Genomic DNA, 14,974 nt, shown 5'->3' with positions numbered 1-14,974 from the left:
ATGGAGCTTCTCGTTGCATCCGGCATCGGCATTCTGACCGCAGGCGGTATCTATCTGGTGCTGCGCCTGCGCACCTTTCCGGTCATCCTGGGCATCTCGCTGCTGACCTATGCGGTGAACGTCTTCCTCTTTGCCTCCGGACGGCTCGCCATTGGCGCGGCCCCAGTGCTGATCGACGGCGCAGAGCGCTACACCGATCCGCTACCCCAGGCGCTGGTGCTGACGGCCATCGTGATCTCCTTTGGCATGACGGCCGTTGTGGTGATGATCGCGCTGGGGGCGTTCCTGGGATCGGACGATGACCATGTGGATGATCCCGCGGCGGAGGATGCCACGTGACCCATTGGATTATTGCACCTGTTATCCTGCCCGCGATTCTGGCGCCCTTCATCGTGCTCGCCGCACGGTATCACATCGGGATCCAGCGCGTGTTTTCCGTGGCCGGTGTCATGGCCCTGATCGCCGTGGCGGCAGGCCTGGCCTGGACTGCCTCTGACGGCACGATCATCCTCTATCAATTGGGCGATTGGGCGGCGCCTTTCGGCATCGTGTTGGTCGGTGACAGGCTCTCGACCCTGATGGTGCTGCTGACAGCGGTGCTGGCGCTCTTTGTCCTGCTCTATGCCATTGGATCGGGCTGGGATGACCGCGGGCGGCATTTCCACGCGCTGTTCCAGTTCCAACTGATGGGGATCATGGGCGCTTTCCTGACCGGTGACCTCTTTAACCTTTTCGTCTTTTTCGAAGTGCTGCTGATCGCCTCCTACGGGCTGATGATCCACGCGGGCGGTAACGCGCGCCTGCGCGCGGGCGTGCAATATGTGCTCTTCAACCTGCTGGGGTCGACGCTTTTCCTCTTCGCCCTTGGGGCGCTCTATGCGGAAACCGGGACGCTCAATATGGCCGATGTCGCCCAGCGCGTCGCCCTCGTCGATCCCAGCGAAACGGTTGGTATCCGGCTGGCGGCGGTCTTGTTGCTGCTGGTCTTTGCCATCAAGGCTGCCGTGGTCCCGCTGCACTTCTGGCTGCCCTCGAGCTACGCCGAAGCACCCGCCCCGGTTGCCGCGCTTTTTGCGATCATGACCAAGGTCGGCGCCTATGCGATCATCCGCGTCTATACGATGATCTTCCACCCCGAGCTTGAGGTGACCGCCGGGCTGCAAACCGCATGGCTCCTGCCCGCCGCGATGATATCGCTGGCGATTGGCATGATCGGCATTCTGGCCGCGAAACACCTCGACCGTCTGGTCGCCTTCGCCGTGATCGGATCCATGGGGATGGTCATGGTGGCAATTTCGATGTTCACCCAGACCAGCATCACCGCAGCGCTTTACTACACGGTGCATTCCACGCTCGCAGCCGCCGCGCTCTTCCTGATCGTCGATCTGGTCGGCACGGGCCGGGCCGATCTGAAGCTGACCGCACAACCCACCCTGCCAGGCGCCGCGCTGACATCCGCGCTCTTTATGGTGGCGGCCATCGCCATGGCGGGCCTGCCGCCCTTGTCTGGTTTTGTCGGCAAGCTGCTGATTCTCGATGCGGCCTTCCCGACCTCCACCGCGGCGTGGATCTGGGCGGTTGTGCTGATCTCCAGCCTGATTGCCGTCGTCGGATTTTCACGCGCGGGCAGCGTGCTGTTCTGGAAGGCCAAATCCCTGCCACCACCCGAAGATGCAGAGGTGGAAACAGCAGCAGCACCCGCCGTGCTGTCCTATTGCGCGGTCGGCGGCCTGCTGACCATGCTGGTGGCGCATACCGTTTTTGCCGGGCCAGCCACGGCCTACATGGCCTCGATCTCGCAACAACTGTTCAACCCCGAACCCTACATCTCGACGGTTCTGGAGACACCGGGCAAGCTCAGCAAACCGACGGAGGGACATTGACATGATGAAAGCATATCGCTGGCTCTTGCCGCACCCCTTGGTCACGCTGCTGCTGGCCGTTGTCTGGACCGTCCTGCAAAACGACATCTCTGCAGGCATGATTGTCTTTGGCCTCATCCTCGGCGTGATCATCCCCTGGGGGACCTCGATCTGGTGGCCCGACACGCCACAGGGTTTTCACATGGGTAAGATGATCACCTACACCCTCATGGTGCTCTGGGACATCATGGTCGCGAACGTGCAGGTGGCCTGGATTGTCCTGACCCGACCCAATTCAAAGCTGCGCCCGGCGTGGATCGTCGTTCCGCTGGAATTGCGCCAGCCCGAAGCGATCACAATCCTTGCAGGGACCATTACCCTGACGCCGGGCACGGTCTCTGCGGATCTGTCAGACGAAGGGCACAGCCTGCTGGTCCATGTTCTGGATACCGATGACGCCGACGCCGTGCGCGACGAGATCAAACACCGCTACGAGCGCCGCCTGAAGGAGATTTTTGCATGAGCCTTGCAACCGATCTGATGAATATGGCGCTGATCCTGGCCTTTGTGGTCGTCTCCGTCGCGCAGGCGATGTCGATGGTACGGCTGATCATTGGGCCAAGCACCGGAGACCGCATTCTCGCGCTCGATACGATGGTGGTGAACGCCATCGGGCTGATTGTGCTGCTGGGCATTGCGCAGGGCGTCCGCGTCTATTTCGAGGCGTCGATGATCATCGCCATGCTTGGGTTCGTTTCAACCGTCGCCTATGCGCGCTTCGTTTTGCGGGGGGACATCATCGAATGACCGCTGAAATTATTGGGATATACGCTGTCACCCTGGCGCTTTTGGTTGGGGCTGGCTTCGCACTTGTCGGGGCCATCGGTCTGGTGCGGTTCAACGATTCAATGACCCGGATGCATGCGCCGACCAAGGTCGGCACTGTTGGTATCGGCTCCCTGCTGCTGGCCTCGATGATCCATTCCTACACCTTTGGTGACGGGTCGATGCACGAAGTGCTGATCATGGCCTTTCTCTTTGTGACAGCACCCATATCCGCAAATTTCATCGCCAAGGTGAACATCCACAAACGCGCCTGCGACACCCCACCCACGCCGCCGCGCGACGATACCTGGTCCACGCTCAGCATACCGGAAGCAGATCGCGAGATCGCGGAGCCGAAACAGGGGTAGGCCGGGCATAACCTGCACGGGCCGGCAAGCCGCCCGCGCGTCCTGAGTATTCGACGCCTACGCCGTGCGCGCCTTTTGCGCCGCGACATTGCGGGCCACAAGATCCTTGTAAAGGCCACGAATGCGCAGGGTCATCGGCCCGGCGCCGTGATGATCGCCGATGGGTTTGCCGTCGATCTCCGCCACCGGCGTCTGTGCGCCAAAAGTGCCCGTCAAAAACGCCTCCTCCGCCCCGTAAGCCTCATAGAGGGAGTAGTTTTTCTCCCGCACCGGGATGCCGTTCTCGCGACACAGGTCAATCACCTTCTGCCGGGTGACGCCGTTCATGCAATAGTCCCCCGTCGAGGTCCAAACCTCGCCCCGGCGCACGATGAAGAAGTTGCAGGCGTTGGTCGTATTCACAAACCCATGCGGGTCCAGCATCAGCGCTTCATCCGCCCCGGCCTGCTCCGCTTGCAAGCAAGCGATAACGCAGTTCAGCTTCGAATGACTGTTGTATTTCGCGTCCTGAGACATCGGCAGCCCGCGCACCTGGGGCACAGTCGCCAGTCGGATACCGCGCGTGAGCAGGCTATCCGCTGGCTTGGAGTGCTCCAGTATCGCGGTGATCGTCGGGCCGGACCGGCTGAGCCCCGGATGCTGAAACGGTTTGACCTTTTTGCCCCGCGTAATCATCAAACGGCAATGCGCATCCGTGGTCATGTCATTGGCCGCCGCGGTCGCGTTCAGCGCCGCCAGCACCTCCGCTTTGCTCATGCCGATGTCGATCGACACCGATTTGCAGGCATTGAAAAGCCGATCCATGTGCTCATCAAAAAAGGCCCAGACACCATCGTAAAGGCGCAGCCCCTCCCACATGCCATCGCCCAGAATGAACCCGGAATCGTAGACTGACACCACGGCTTCTTCACGCGGTACGATCTTGCCGTTCAGGTATATCTTGATGTCCTTGTTGCGCAGATCTTCGTCGGCATCATGGGTTGAATGGCTTTGGGGGTGTTCGTTCATGGGCTGGCAGATCCTCGGGTGCTCTCAGACGTGAATATCGGGCGGAGACGAACCCCGCCCCGATCAAGGTGTTATTGGATCAGACCCGCTTCACGGAAATACTTCTCCGCACCGGGATGCATCGGCGCTGATAGCCCATTTACCACCATTTCTTCCTTTTTAAGGTTGGCAAAGGCCGGGTGGAAGCCTTTGAACGTGTCAAAGTTCTCAAATACCGCTTTGACCATTTCGTAGATCACATCGTCGGAAATCTTTGAGGACGTGACAAAAGTCGACGGCAGCCCGAAGGAGGGCACATCGGCGTCTACCCCACGATAAAGCCCACCGGGGATGGTCACATGGCCGTAATAGGATTTGCTATCCACCAGGTCATCCACTTCCGGCCCCGCCACCGGGATGATGTTGATGTCACAGGTTGTCGCCGCTTCGAGCACATTGGCGACCGGGTTGCCCGCAACCATCAGGAAGGCATCAATCGAATTGTCGCAAAGTGCGGAGGATTGCTCGGCTGATTTCAATTCGGTCACGAGGCCGAAGTGATCCATATCCCAGCCCATCGCGGACACCAAAACCTCGGCGGTGCCGCGGGTCCCGGAACCGAGATTGCCGAGATTGACGGTTTTACCTGCCAGATCATCCATCGATGCGATACCCGTGTCTTTGCGCGCGGCGATGATCACGGTGTCGGGATGCAGAGAGAACAAGGAACGCAGTTCTTCGTAGGCCCCGTCTTCCTCGAAAAGGCTGGTGCCGTTCATCGAATGGAATTGCCAGTCGGACTGAACAATCCCCATTTCCAACTCGCCCTGGCGAATTGTCCGCAGGTTGTAGACCGATCCGCCCGTGCTTTCGACCGAACAGCGGATGCCATGGGTCTTTCTGTCTTTATTGACCAACCGGCAGATACCACCACCAACCGCATAATAAATGCCAGTCACGCCGCCGGTGCCGATGGTCAGAAATTCTTCGGCCTTCACGGCGGTGCCGGATACCGCCAGCGCCGCGATGGTTGCCAAAGCCGATAGACCTGGCCGGGTGTGACCGATCATGTTGTGAATTGAGAGCATGAATAACCTCCTTGTTTTCTAAGTTTTTTGCACAGAGCCGCCCGCGCGAAACTGACCAAGGGAATAGTCATGTCCAAAGAGTGTCTTTTGCGACGGGGCCGCAAGCCGGGCGAATCCTTATCCGCAACAGTAGAATGCGCGAGTCATATTGTCGACAATTTATAGTTATGTCGACAATCACTAAGTAACGGGCAAGACTTCAGTGACGGTCGACGGTGGTGCCGCTGAACCTTTGCCACCAGATTTTCCAACGCGCTATCGCCCGACAGGCGCAGCAATGCTATTGGAGAAATGATCCACCCAATCTGGAACAGCGATGAAAAACGACACCACAGCCGCCAAACCGCCCAGCGATACTCTCAAGGACCGAACACTGGATACCTTGCAACAGATGATCGTGATGGGTGATATGGCACCCGGCTCGAAAGTCCTGGAAACTTCGGTTGCCACGTCGCTGGGGATCAGCCGCGCGACACTGCGAGAGGCCATGAACCGCCTGGTCGAGGTCGGCCTGCTTGTGAATCTGCCCTTCCGCGGGACTTATGTGCGCAAACTCGACCGTGTCGATCTCACCGAAATCTATTCACTGCGGGCGGGGCTTGAAAAAATCGCGTTCCAGATGTGCTGGGACAAGAGAAATCTGGTCAATCTGGCAGAGTTGGAGTTCAGAAACGAAGTCCTCTGCGACAAGATTTCGGAAAACGATCCTTACGGTGCCATTTCAAGCGAATTGCACCTGCACAGTTGGTGTTATGAGCTTTCGGGGCATGGCCTCCTGTTGCAAAGCTGGGAAAGGCTGAAGCCGAATTTGCAGTTCTATTTTGCCATGCACCAAAAGGCTCATGGGCGTGGCGGCCCCCTGCGGCAATCGCACGACGACTACATCCGTCTTGCGAAGGGCGACGATCTGGAAGCCATGTTGGCACATCTCGACGATCACATGCAGCAGGGTCTGGCGAAAACGCTGGAAATGACCCACTGGTGATCTGTTCTCACGCGCAGGACGCTTCAGCCTGCAGGACACCCCGACATCAAAATGCGGCGTTCTTGGCAACAAGAATGCGCAGATCGCCAACCGTGTCGAATCCGGCGCTGCGGGCGTGCTCCAAATCCACCCCGGATTCGTAGCCGACAATCGGCAAATCCGGCGCGATGGCGGCGACCGCTGCGGTTGCCTGCGAAAATGCTGCGCTTGAGGCGGCGCGGGCAAAGACATTCGAAAGACCAATGCAATTTTCAGACCGGTTTGCGATGCATCCTGCCTCGATTTCTCCACCTGTTTTCAGACCAAAAAAGAACATGTCGTCTCGGTTCAGTAGATCTGCCGTGAACATGCGGCGCTCTGTGGCTGACTCGTTCCTTTTCCAGCCTTCTTCCCACAGCGCCAAATCCGCCTGGGTTTCAATCGGTTGCCAATGACTGGCCATCGTTTGCACGCCAGCATCCCGCCAGATCCACGATGCGCCAAACAACGTGTCGAACCCATGCGCTGCCAAATCCAACTGGCAAAAACTGTCTTTCAGGCCAACCACGCCCTCGAATTGCGCCGCAATATGGTTGATTTGTTGAATGATTTCAGCCTCGTGGTCCGGCGACAGCACCGTCAAATTCGAGTAAAAGGGCAGCGGACGATCCTTCCCCACAAACGCAAAAGGCAGACGCTGATAAGCCAAGCCATGCGCGGAGAACATCGCCTCATAAAGATCAGCATTATTGTAGGCCGCGATAACGGCCCGATGGTCCACACTCATGCACTGGTCCTTTTTGTGATACCCGAAAACGCCAACCGCGCCAGAGGCTATCGTCTCACATGAGTTTAGACATCAAGGAACCGGGCACAACTCATTCCTCACGTGGGTTCTTGGGCTTGCCCGGCCCGAAACGGCGCAGGAAAGTCACGTAGGAAAACCCCAGATCCGCCGTATTGCAGAGCTTTTGACCGCTGGTTTCGGTGTGCAGTGACAAGCCACCCCAGGCGATCTTGAGAAAATAGCCATGACGCCGCAGACGCTCATCAAGATCAGCCCAGTCAGTGGCATCCGCCATGTCGCGAAACAGCAACTTCTGCAGCGCAAAAATCAGGCGTTCGTCGGTGATCTGTGGCGTTCTCTGGTTGCCTTTATGCGCGGCCACATGAGCGACAAGAACGTCTTCCACGATCTTGCCAACGGTCCCTTCCTGTTCAGTGGCCATGTCATGCACGGCGAGCATCAAATCAGATGGCAATTGAATCGTTACGGTCCGGGTGTTCATACCGCCGAGGATTCCTTAATTCTGGTTAAGAAAAGGTTTAAAACCGCTCCGCTCTGAGCACTTCGCAGTCCACAATGCTGACCACACCGATGTGGCGTTCTACAACGCTGAAAGCAGCTTCGATCAGCTTGTCGACATTCTCCGCTCGAACGATGCAAATCACCTGCACCATCCCGCTCGCGCGGCCGATCTCGCCTGCCCGGACCCAGGCGCCGGACCGACCTGATCCACCCAAAACCGGCAGGACCGTAAATCCGGTCACCCCGGCCTTGATCAACGCCTCCGACAACCGCGATTGCATGATCGCTTCGATGGTGATTTCAACCCGTTTGGCTTGATGCGTTTGCATGATGTCAGGCTCCTGTCAGGGCGGTGGCAAACGCAACGTACAGCGGGATGCCCAGTGTCAGATTAAATGGAAATGTCACGCCAAGCGAGAGCGTGAGGTAGATGGAGGGGTTGGCTTCGGGCAAGGCGACGCGCATCGCCGCCGGCACGGCAATATAGGAGGCCGATGCAGACAGCACCATCATCAGCGCAACACCCCCGGTGGAGAGACCCAGCAGCAGGCCAGCGCCCAGACCGAACATACTGCCCACGACGGGCATCAGGAGACCAAATGCGAGAACGCCCGGGCTGAGCGCACCACTCCGCCCGCGCAGGCCTCTCCCCGCGACGAGGCCCATATCCAGTAGGAAAAGGCAGAGCACACCCTTGAAGGGGGCCACGACGAAACTGGAAATCTCTGCAAGCCCTTCTTCTCCGGTCGCCCAGCCAATGAAAAACGCCCCCACCAGCAGAACGATGGACCCGTTAAGCAGAATTTCCCGCCACAGATCGCTGTCCATCCTCCGTCCGTCGCCCCCACGTGAGATCAACCAAAGCGCAGAGAGGATCGCCGGTGCTTCCATCGCCGCAGCCACCGCCACCATATATCCTTCGGCGGCGATGCCACTGCTTTCCAGGACGGATGTGGCCGCAACAAAAGTTACAATTGAGATAGAACCGTAGTGTGCCGCAACCGCCGCCGCGTCCAGCCGCGAGAGCTTGGTCATCACGTTGAGCAACCCGAACGCGACCATCGGCAGCGCGGCGGAGAGGATGACGCCGGCCAACAGGGTCAGCCCCAGTTTCGCGTCAATGCCATGGGCAGAGACACTGACGCCCCCTTTGAAGCCGATGGCAAACAGCAGGTAGATCGACAGCGCCTTGGCGGCTGCTTCCGGAACGCTGAGGTCAGAGCGGGCCAGCGAGGCTGCAACGCCAAGGGCAAAAGACAGGATGATCGGCGACAGCAGGTTGTTCGCGGCCAACGTTAAAATCTGTTCCATGGGGCGCTCCCAAAACGTTGCGAACGCAAATAGAAACGCTCGTTCAATTGATCAAGATTAAACCGGTTGGAAAACCTGCTTTTCAGGATTGAAATACTCCAGCCCACCCTCGCCGATATCCGTCCAAAGACCATGTAGTGTTAACAGGCCGTCACCTACCCGGGATTTCACAAAGGGGAACGTCAGCAGGTTTTCCAGACTGGTCAAAACTGCATGTTTTTCAAGCTGTTGCGCCTGGGTGATCGGATCGTTTTCAGCAGCAACAAGATCGAATTTCGGCTTCAGAATATCCATCCAGCGGCCAACGAAACTGTTTGGCCCTTCCAGCTCCGGCGCATGACCTTTGCACATGTCGATACATCCCTGAATCCCACCGCAACTGGAATGTCCTAGCACGATCAAATGCGCAACATTCAGCATGTTCACCGCATATTCAACCGCAGCGGATGTGCCGTGATGATCGCCATCCGGTTGATAGGGCGGCACGAGGTTTGCGATGTTCCGGTGAATGAAAAATTCACCCTGATCCGCGCCAAAAATCGAGGTCACATGGACGCGGCTGTCGCAGCAAGAGATCACCATCGCGCGCGGATGCTGTCCGTCGCTGGCAAGGCGTCTGTACCACGCTTTGTTCTCCGCGTAGCCCGTGGCTTTCCAGCCGTGGTAGCGTTGTACCAGATAGCCTGGAAGCGGTTTTACTTGGTTCATTTCCATCCCGTTCGTCAGTGCGGTAGAGAGCAATTATACGCAATTCATATTGAATTCGAGGGAAAACAGCCCGACGCCTCAACACTTTGGATAGATTTTCCATGCGATACCTCACGCGTGCCGTGGGGGCATAAAAGGGTGAGAGTAATGGATCAGTTCCTGAAGATCAGGCTGAAAGAGACCGTGCATGTCGATCAGGATCGACTTGCAGCGCTTTATGCTGAGCTTGGCGAGGCTGGCGCAGAAGACGTGGTGTGCCGCGCGATGGAGGAATTGGCGTTGCGCCTGTCCCATTGCAGCCGCCTGCACGCAGTGACGAATATGGTTGAACTGCGTAAATGCGCTAGATCGCTGATCGCAATTGCAGATCAGATTGGCATGCATGTGCTGGCCCGCGTAGCCAACGATGTCATCGACGCAATTGACAGCGACGACGGGCCTGCCATCGCGGCGACCCTTGCGCGTCTGATCCGTATCGGCGAGCAATCTCTGACTGCAATCTGGGACTTGCAGGACATCACAATCTGAAGCCTTGCACAGAGGGCATGACAGTCTAATCTGGGGATAACTTCGCCCGAAAGGCCCCAGCGCATGACCCTGCCCTCCTTTGCCGATCCATCGGATTCGGCCCTGCCCCTCCACATCATCGCGCAATCTGAACTGGATGACTGGCTGTCGCAACAGCCCGAAAACGTCGCGACGTGGGTTGCAACGCATGGGTTCAAGGGCGCGATCGGTCAGGCATTGATTGTTCCCAATCACACAGGGGCACCTGCTTTTGCTCTGGCGGGCTACGGCGCACCGGACACGCGGGCGCGCGGACGGTTTCATCTGGCCGCCGCGTTCTCGAAGCTCCCGAAAGGCATCTACACCATCAGCTCCGGGCTGCCCGCCGAAGAGGCGGAAGTCGAAGCACTCGGGTGCCTTCTTGCTGGCTATCGGTTTGATCGATACCGCGAGCAAACAGCGATGGGTGCGCGACTTGCGCCACCGGATGGTATCAATCCGACAGAGCTGCAGGCCATTGCTCAGGGCGAGGCCCTGACGCGCAATCTGATTAATACACCGGCGTCAGACATGGGGCCGGACGATCTGGAACAGGCCGCCCGCGATCTGACCGAGCAGCATGGTGCGCAAATCAGTGTGATCTCTGGCGATGATCTGTTGGCTCAGAACTTTCCGATGATCCACACCGTTGGACGCGCCGCAGAACAGCCACCGCGCCTGATCGACATGTCTTGGGGCGAGGCGGGTCCAACGATCACGCTTGTCGGAAAAGGCGTTTGTTTCGATACAGGTGGTCTGAACCTCAAGCCCGGTGCGTCGATGGGCTTGATGAAAAAGGATATGGGCGGGGCTGCCGCCGTGCTCGGCCTTGCACATATGATCATGTCCACGGGCCTGGCCATCCAACTGCGCGTGCTGATTCCGGCCGTGGAAAACTCTGTTTCAGGCAATGCATTCCGTCCCGGCGACATCCTGACATCGCGGAAGGGTCTGACCGTGGAGATCAACAACACGGATGCCGAAGGGCGACTGGTTCTGGCAGACGCGCTTGCTTTTGCACAGGAAACCGAACCAGATCTGATCGTGTCCATGGCAACATTAACGGGTGCGGCGCGGGTCGCGGTTGGCACCGATCTTGCGCCCTACTACTGCGATAATGAGCGGTTTTCAGACCTTTTGGACGCAGCGGCTCAAACCCAAGCTGACCCGGTTTGGCGCATGCCGTTTCATACCCCTTATGAGGTGATGATCGAGCCCGGAATTGCCGATCTGGACAATGCGCCGAAGGGCGGATTTGCCGGATCCATTACCGCCGCTCTCTTCTTGCGACGTTTCGTTGACACATCGACCTACGCGCATTTTGACATCTACGGCTGGCAACCCAGTGATGCACCGGCGCGACCAAAAGGCGGTGTTGGTCAGGCCACGCGCGCCCTGCTAAAAACACTGCAAGAAATGGCTGGGCAATGAGTGATCCGCGCACAACACCTGACCCGGACCTGGTCCAATTGTCCAAGCCAATGCAGATCAAATCGAGCATTGCCGATTTGCACCGCGCGCCGACCGGACCACGCGACCGCCAGTTGATCTACGGGGAACATGTCACGGTTCTTCAGGAGGCGGGCAACTGGCAGCTCGTGAGAGCCGAAAAAGATGGGTATTGCGGCTACGTCAGATCAGACGTGCTCGGACTACAAACAAATGCCACGCATATTGTAACGGCGCGCTCATCGCAGGCCTATGAAGCCGCCGACATAAAATCTGCCGATCAGATCGCCCTGTCGTTGGGCAGCAGAGTAACCGCGCAATCCGAAACGGCCACCTTTGTCGAAACAGAGCTTGGGTTTATCCCGCGTCAACATCTGCATCGTGTCTCAGATTTCGCCATTGATCCTGTCGCCATCGCCTCCCTGTTCCTGGGCACCCCTTATCTTTGGGGGGGCAATAGCGCCTGGGGGATTGATTGTTCGGGATTGGTGCAAGCGGCCTGCCTAATGTGTAACATGCCTTGCCCCGGCGACAGCGATCAGCAGTTCGATCATCTGGGGGATTTTGTGACAGAAGGGACAGATTACATCCGCGGCGATCTGCTGTTCTGGAAAGGACACGTGGCTTTTGTCTCCAGCCCAACAGTGATGCTTCATGCAAACGCGGGTCACATGGCCGTTGCCGAGGAAGACATAAAGACGGGAATTGCACGCATCGCAGCACAGGGTGATGGCCCCGTCACGGCGCATAAACGACTGGTCCTGCCCACAGGATAGGATCTAAGTGCCGAGCGAGACGTCCCTAAACATCACCAGAGGCGAGCTTGTGGCCGAAAGCGGCTAGTCGACGGCACGGATCAATTTGCGTTCCAGCACCCGCAATACTGTTTTCAGATCGTGGCCGCGGCGAAGAATTTGGCCGTCCATCCCCACAACCGAATACATTCCTTGTTTGTCCCGCATTTTGGGTCGTTTTTCGATTCTGTACATGGGGTTTTCCGCCGTGCGCCTGAAAACGGAGAACACAGCGACATCCCGCAAACAGGAAATTCCATAGTCACGCCATTCACCGGCGGCAACAAATCGTCCGTAAATTGAGAGGATCACCGAAAGTTCTGTGCGGTGAAAAGCGACCTGCTCGTTGGGAAGGTGATGCAGATTGCTGGGCGGAGGCACCTGAAAATTCATACCTAAGACTTGCGCTCTTCGCCGTTCAAATCAAGCCCCGAGGTTGCAATATACAGCGCAGCACTTTCATGTTACAGATTTTCACAGGTAGGGAGAATTCGGAAACACATATGTCAAGTGGACTAACGCCGCAAGCGCGCGCCGAAAAATGTGCGGTGCTGATGATGGAAAAAGACGCTGCAAGCCAAACTTTGGGAATGGAAATCGAAAAGATCGCGCCCGGTCGTGCTACGCTCTCCATGACCGTAACAAAGGATATGCTCAACGGGCATGGGATTTGTCATGGCGGGTTTACTTTTGCGCTGGCGGATTCCGCCTTCGCCTTTGCTTGCAATACCTACAATCAGCTGACGGTCGCGCAGCAAAATCAGATCACCTATTTGAAACCAGGACAGTTGGGAGAACGCCTGACCGCAACTGCCGTCGAAGTTTCGCGCGCGGGGCGATCCGGTATCTATGATGTTGAAGTCACAAACGAAAACAGGAGCTGCATTGCGCAGTTTCGCGGCTTGTCACGCACTGTCAAAGGCCAACACTTTCCCGAAAACGGAGACCTGACATGAAAGATCTCACACCCACGCCGAAAGCGCTTGATCCCATTGAAATCGCCAGCCGGGATGAGATTGCCAGCCTTCAGACCGACCGCCTGAAATGGTCCCTCCGACACGCTTATGATAATGTGCCGTTTTACAAACAGAGTTTTGATGATGCAGGCGTGCAACCTGATGATCTGAAAACCCTGTCAGATCTGGCAAGGTTTCCCTTCACCGTAAAGACGGATCTGCGCGCGCATTATCCATTTGGCATGTTTGCAGTGCCGCGCGAACAACTTGCCCGCATTCACGCATCATCCGGCACGACCGGTCAGCCCACCGTGGTCGGATACACGACGCGCGATCTGGAAAACTGGGGTAGCTTGGTCGCAAGATCCCTGCGCGCGGCAGGATTGAAACCCGGCGACTTATTGCACAATGCCTATGGATACGGCCTCTTTACCGGTGGTCTCGGCATTCATCTGGGCGCTGACGCACTCGGGCTCACAACCGTGCCCGTTTCGGGTGGCATGACGCCACGCCAAGTGCGCCTCATCGAGGATTTTCGACCCAACGGCATCACGGTGACGCCCTCTTACGCTCTCTCAATTCTCGACGAGTATGCAGCTCAGGGCGTTGACCCGCGCGCGTCATCACTGGACGTCGGCATTTTCGGCGCAGAGCCTTGGACGAACGCGATGCGCGTTGAAATCGAGCAGGCATTCGATATGCATGCTGTTGATATCTACGGTCTTTCAGAAGTCATGGGGCCCGGCGTATCGATGGAGTGTGTCGAAACCAAAGACGGTCTGCACATTTGGGAAGATCACTTCTTTCCCGAAGTGATCAACCCCGAAACGGGCGCGTTGGTGGGGGAAGACGAACAGGGTGAGTTGGTTTTCACGTCACTCACCAAAGAAGCTTTTCCAATCATTCGCTACCGCACGCGCGACCTGACCCGCCTTTTGCCCGGAACTGCACGCTCGATGCGACGGATGGAAAAGGTCACCGGCCGCTCGGATGACATGATTATTCTGCGCGGGGTAAATGTCTTTCCCACCCAGATCGAGGAGGCCTTAATGGCCACGCCGGGCCTTGCGCCGCACTTTCAAATCGAACTGACCAGACCAGATCGCATGGACAAGATGCGCATTCTTTGTGAGGCCGCCGACCCTGCGTTAAACACGGAGGATTGCGCGGCAAGTGGCAAGGCGCTGGCCGCAAAAATCAAGCAGACCATTGGGATCAGCGTCGCCGTTGAGGTCGGAAGATGCGGCTCCGTCGCCCGCTCCCAAGGCAAAGCCGTCAGGATCTTAGACAATCGCAAAGAAGTGTGACAGATAGCTGCTCAGTCGGTTGCAGCCTGATCGGGAACTTGTGCATACTGGAACTTAAGTCCCGTTCATGGTCCTCAATGCAAGTGTTGTCGGCAAAATCAGGAATTGCGCAGTGGCCCAAAAATCTGATCGAATGTCAGAGCTCAGAAAGTACATCCGTAAGGGTGAGTTGGGCATAGAAATTGCGCCATACTGCACGCCCATCGCACCTAAAAACGATGGATATCAAACCATCGTTATGGACGTTTACGACCCCGAAACGATCCGCAAGAGAGCATCGCAGGACTCGACTATTGAAGCGGAAAAGATCTCTTTAATCGAAGATGTTGATGTGGTCGGTGACGCAAGTGATATCGCAGCATTGAATAAATTAGCTCGCACCGATCAACCCATCAGTTGCGTTGTATCTTCACATAATTGAACATCTGCCCAACCCTGTTAATCCCTCATCTGGTACGCCGAGGTCTTTCAGGAAGACAGCGTGCTGGGTAGACCACTCC

The 14,974-nt window shown here is 57.3% G+C and carries 20 protein-coding genes; 12 read left to right on the top strand and 8 right to left on the bottom strand.

What is annotated here, in order from left to right; translation table 11 throughout:
• Genes Q1A20_RS05620 through mnhG form a run of 5 tightly spaced genes read left to right on the top strand, consistent with a single transcriptional unit; the run spans position 1 to position 3,055 of the window.
• Positions 1-339 (top strand): Na+/H+ antiporter subunit C, encoded by a 339-nt coding sequence (locus Q1A20_RS05620; RefSeq protein ID WP_298968594.1) that lies wholly within the window; start codon positions 1-3, stop codon positions 337-339.
• The gene (locus Q1A20_RS05615; RefSeq protein WP_299401127.1) at positions 336-1,883 is read left to right on the top strand and encodes a monovalent cation/H+ antiporter subunit D; all 1,548 of its coding nucleotides are present in this window, start codon (positions 336-338) and stop codon (positions 1,881-1,883) included. The genes Q1A20_RS05620 and Q1A20_RS05615 overlap by 4 nt, the downstream gene beginning before the upstream one ends.
• Position 1,884: 1 nt before the next feature.
• Complete coding sequence (locus Q1A20_RS05610; RefSeq protein WP_298968598.1) at positions 1,885-2,385, top strand: Na+/H+ antiporter subunit E; 501 nt, start codon at positions 1,885-1,887, stop codon at positions 2,383-2,385.
• The gene (locus Q1A20_RS05605; RefSeq protein ID WP_298968599.1) at positions 2,382-2,669 is read left to right on the top strand and encodes a K+/H+ antiporter subunit F; all 288 of its coding nucleotides are present in this window, start codon (positions 2,382-2,384) and stop codon (positions 2,667-2,669) included. Before Q1A20_RS05610 ends, Q1A20_RS05605 begins: the two co-directional genes overlap by 4 nt.
• Entirely contained in the window at positions 2,666-3,055 is a 390-nt protein-coding gene (gene mnhG / locus Q1A20_RS05600; protein ID WP_299401132.1) for a monovalent cation/H(+) antiporter subunit G, read from the top strand. Before Q1A20_RS05605 ends, mnhG begins: the two co-directional genes overlap by 4 nt.
• A 57-nt stretch (positions 3,056-3,112) precedes the next feature.
• Here the strand turns inward: mnhG and Q1A20_RS05595 are convergent, their stop codons facing one another.
• Both Q1A20_RS05595 and Q1A20_RS05590 read right to left on the bottom strand, forming a co-directional pair.
• Positions 3,113-4,063 (bottom strand): aminotransferase class IV, encoded by a 951-nt coding sequence (locus tag Q1A20_RS05595; RefSeq protein ID WP_299401135.1) that lies wholly within the window; start codon positions 4,061-4,063, stop codon positions 3,113-3,115.
• 71 nt (positions 4,064-4,134) lie between these two features.
• Entirely contained in the window at positions 4,135-5,130 is a 996-nt protein-coding gene (locus tag Q1A20_RS05590) for a TAXI family TRAP transporter solute-binding subunit (protein ID WP_299401138.1), read from the bottom strand.
• A gap of 316 nt (positions 5,131-5,446) precedes the next feature.
• Between Q1A20_RS05590 and Q1A20_RS05585 the strand changes: the two genes are divergently transcribed.
• Positions 5,447-6,115 (top strand): GntR family transcriptional regulator, encoded by a 669-nt coding sequence (locus tag Q1A20_RS05585; protein ID WP_299916265.1) that lies wholly within the window; start codon positions 5,447-5,449, stop codon positions 6,113-6,115.
• Positions 6,116-6,161: 46 nt separating this feature from the next.
• Here the strand turns inward: Q1A20_RS05585 and Q1A20_RS05580 are convergent, their stop codons facing one another.
• The 5 genes from Q1A20_RS05580 to Q1A20_RS05560 form a co-directional block, all read right to left on the bottom strand.
• The gene (locus tag Q1A20_RS05580; RefSeq protein WP_299401143.1) at positions 6,162-6,881 is read right to left on the bottom strand and encodes a hypothetical protein; all 720 of its coding nucleotides are present in this window, start codon (positions 6,879-6,881) and stop codon (positions 6,162-6,164) included.
• 91 nt (positions 6,882-6,972) lie between these two features.
• Positions 6,973-7,383: a hypothetical protein gene (locus Q1A20_RS05575; protein ID WP_299401146.1), complete on the bottom strand. Its 411-nt coding sequence runs from the start codon at positions 7,381-7,383 to the stop codon at positions 6,973-6,975.
• Positions 7,384-7,420: 37 nt separating this feature from the next.
• Complete coding sequence (locus tag Q1A20_RS05570) at positions 7,421-7,732, bottom strand: P-II family nitrogen regulator (protein ID WP_298968614.1); 312 nt, start codon at positions 7,730-7,732, stop codon at positions 7,421-7,423.
• 4 nt (positions 7,733-7,736) lie between these two features.
• Entirely contained in the window at positions 7,737-8,714 is a 978-nt protein-coding gene (locus Q1A20_RS05565; protein ID WP_299401150.1) for a sodium-dependent bicarbonate transport family permease, read from the bottom strand.
• Between the two features lie 57 nt (positions 8,715-8,771).
• Positions 8,772-9,422 (bottom strand): carbonic anhydrase, encoded by a 651-nt coding sequence (locus Q1A20_RS05560; RefSeq protein ID WP_299401153.1) that lies wholly within the window; start codon positions 9,420-9,422, stop codon positions 8,772-8,774.
• Between the two features lie 147 nt (positions 9,423-9,569).
• Between Q1A20_RS05560 and Q1A20_RS05555 the strand changes: the two genes are divergently transcribed.
• The 3 genes from Q1A20_RS05555 (at position 9,570) to Q1A20_RS05545 (ending at position 12,193) form a co-directional block, all read left to right on the top strand.
• Positions 9,570-9,950 carry a hypothetical protein gene (locus Q1A20_RS05555; RefSeq protein WP_299401156.1) on the top strand — a complete coding sequence of 127 codons (381 nt, stop codon included), beginning with the start codon at positions 9,570-9,572 and terminating at the stop codon, positions 9,948-9,950.
• A 63-nt stretch (positions 9,951-10,013) separates the two neighbouring features.
• The gene (locus Q1A20_RS05550) at positions 10,014-11,399 is read left to right on the top strand and encodes a M17 family metallopeptidase (RefSeq protein WP_299916262.1); all 1,386 of its coding nucleotides are present in this window, start codon (positions 10,014-10,016) and stop codon (positions 11,397-11,399) included.
• Positions 11,396-12,193: an NlpC/P60 family protein gene (locus Q1A20_RS05545; protein ID WP_299401161.1), complete on the top strand. Its 798-nt coding sequence runs from the start codon at positions 11,396-11,398 to the stop codon at positions 12,191-12,193. The genes Q1A20_RS05550 and Q1A20_RS05545 overlap by 4 nt, the downstream gene beginning before the upstream one ends.
• A gap of 63 nt (positions 12,194-12,256) precedes the next feature.
• Here Q1A20_RS05545 and Q1A20_RS05540 read toward each other — a convergent pair whose 3' ends face one another.
• Positions 12,257-12,604, bottom strand: a complete 348-nt coding sequence (locus Q1A20_RS05540) for a DUF2794 domain-containing protein (protein WP_299401165.1) — start codon at positions 12,602-12,604, stop codon at positions 12,257-12,259.
• Positions 12,605-12,672: 68 nt separating this feature from the next.
• Between Q1A20_RS05540 and paaI the strand changes: the two genes are divergently transcribed.
• The 3 genes from paaI to Q1A20_RS05525 all read left to right on the top strand — a co-directional run bounded on the left by paaI (position 12,673) and on the right by Q1A20_RS05525 (position 14,895).
• Positions 12,673-13,167, top strand: coding sequence for a hydroxyphenylacetyl-CoA thioesterase PaaI (gene paaI, locus Q1A20_RS05535; RefSeq protein WP_299916260.1), 495 nt, complete (start codon positions 12,673-12,675; stop codon positions 13,165-13,167).
• Positions 13,164-14,474 (top strand): phenylacetate--CoA ligase PaaK, encoded by a 1,311-nt coding sequence (paaK, locus tag Q1A20_RS05530; RefSeq protein WP_299401168.1) that lies wholly within the window; start codon positions 13,164-13,166, stop codon positions 14,472-14,474. Before paaI ends, paaK begins: the two co-directional genes overlap by 4 nt.
• Before the next feature lie 112 nt (positions 14,475-14,586).
• Entirely contained in the window at positions 14,587-14,895 is a 309-nt protein-coding gene (locus Q1A20_RS05525) for a hypothetical protein (protein ID WP_299916258.1), read from the top strand.
• The last annotated feature ends 79 nt before the right edge of the window (positions 14,896-14,974 follow it).

The organism is uncultured Roseobacter sp. (assembly GCF_947501835.1).
In the GTDB taxonomy this organism is placed as follows: domain Bacteria; phylum Pseudomonadota; class Alphaproteobacteria; order Rhodobacterales; family Rhodobacteraceae; genus Roseobacter.
The sequence above is the reverse complement of the archived record's forward strand: the minus strand, read 5'-3'. Positions and strand labels throughout refer to the sequence as shown.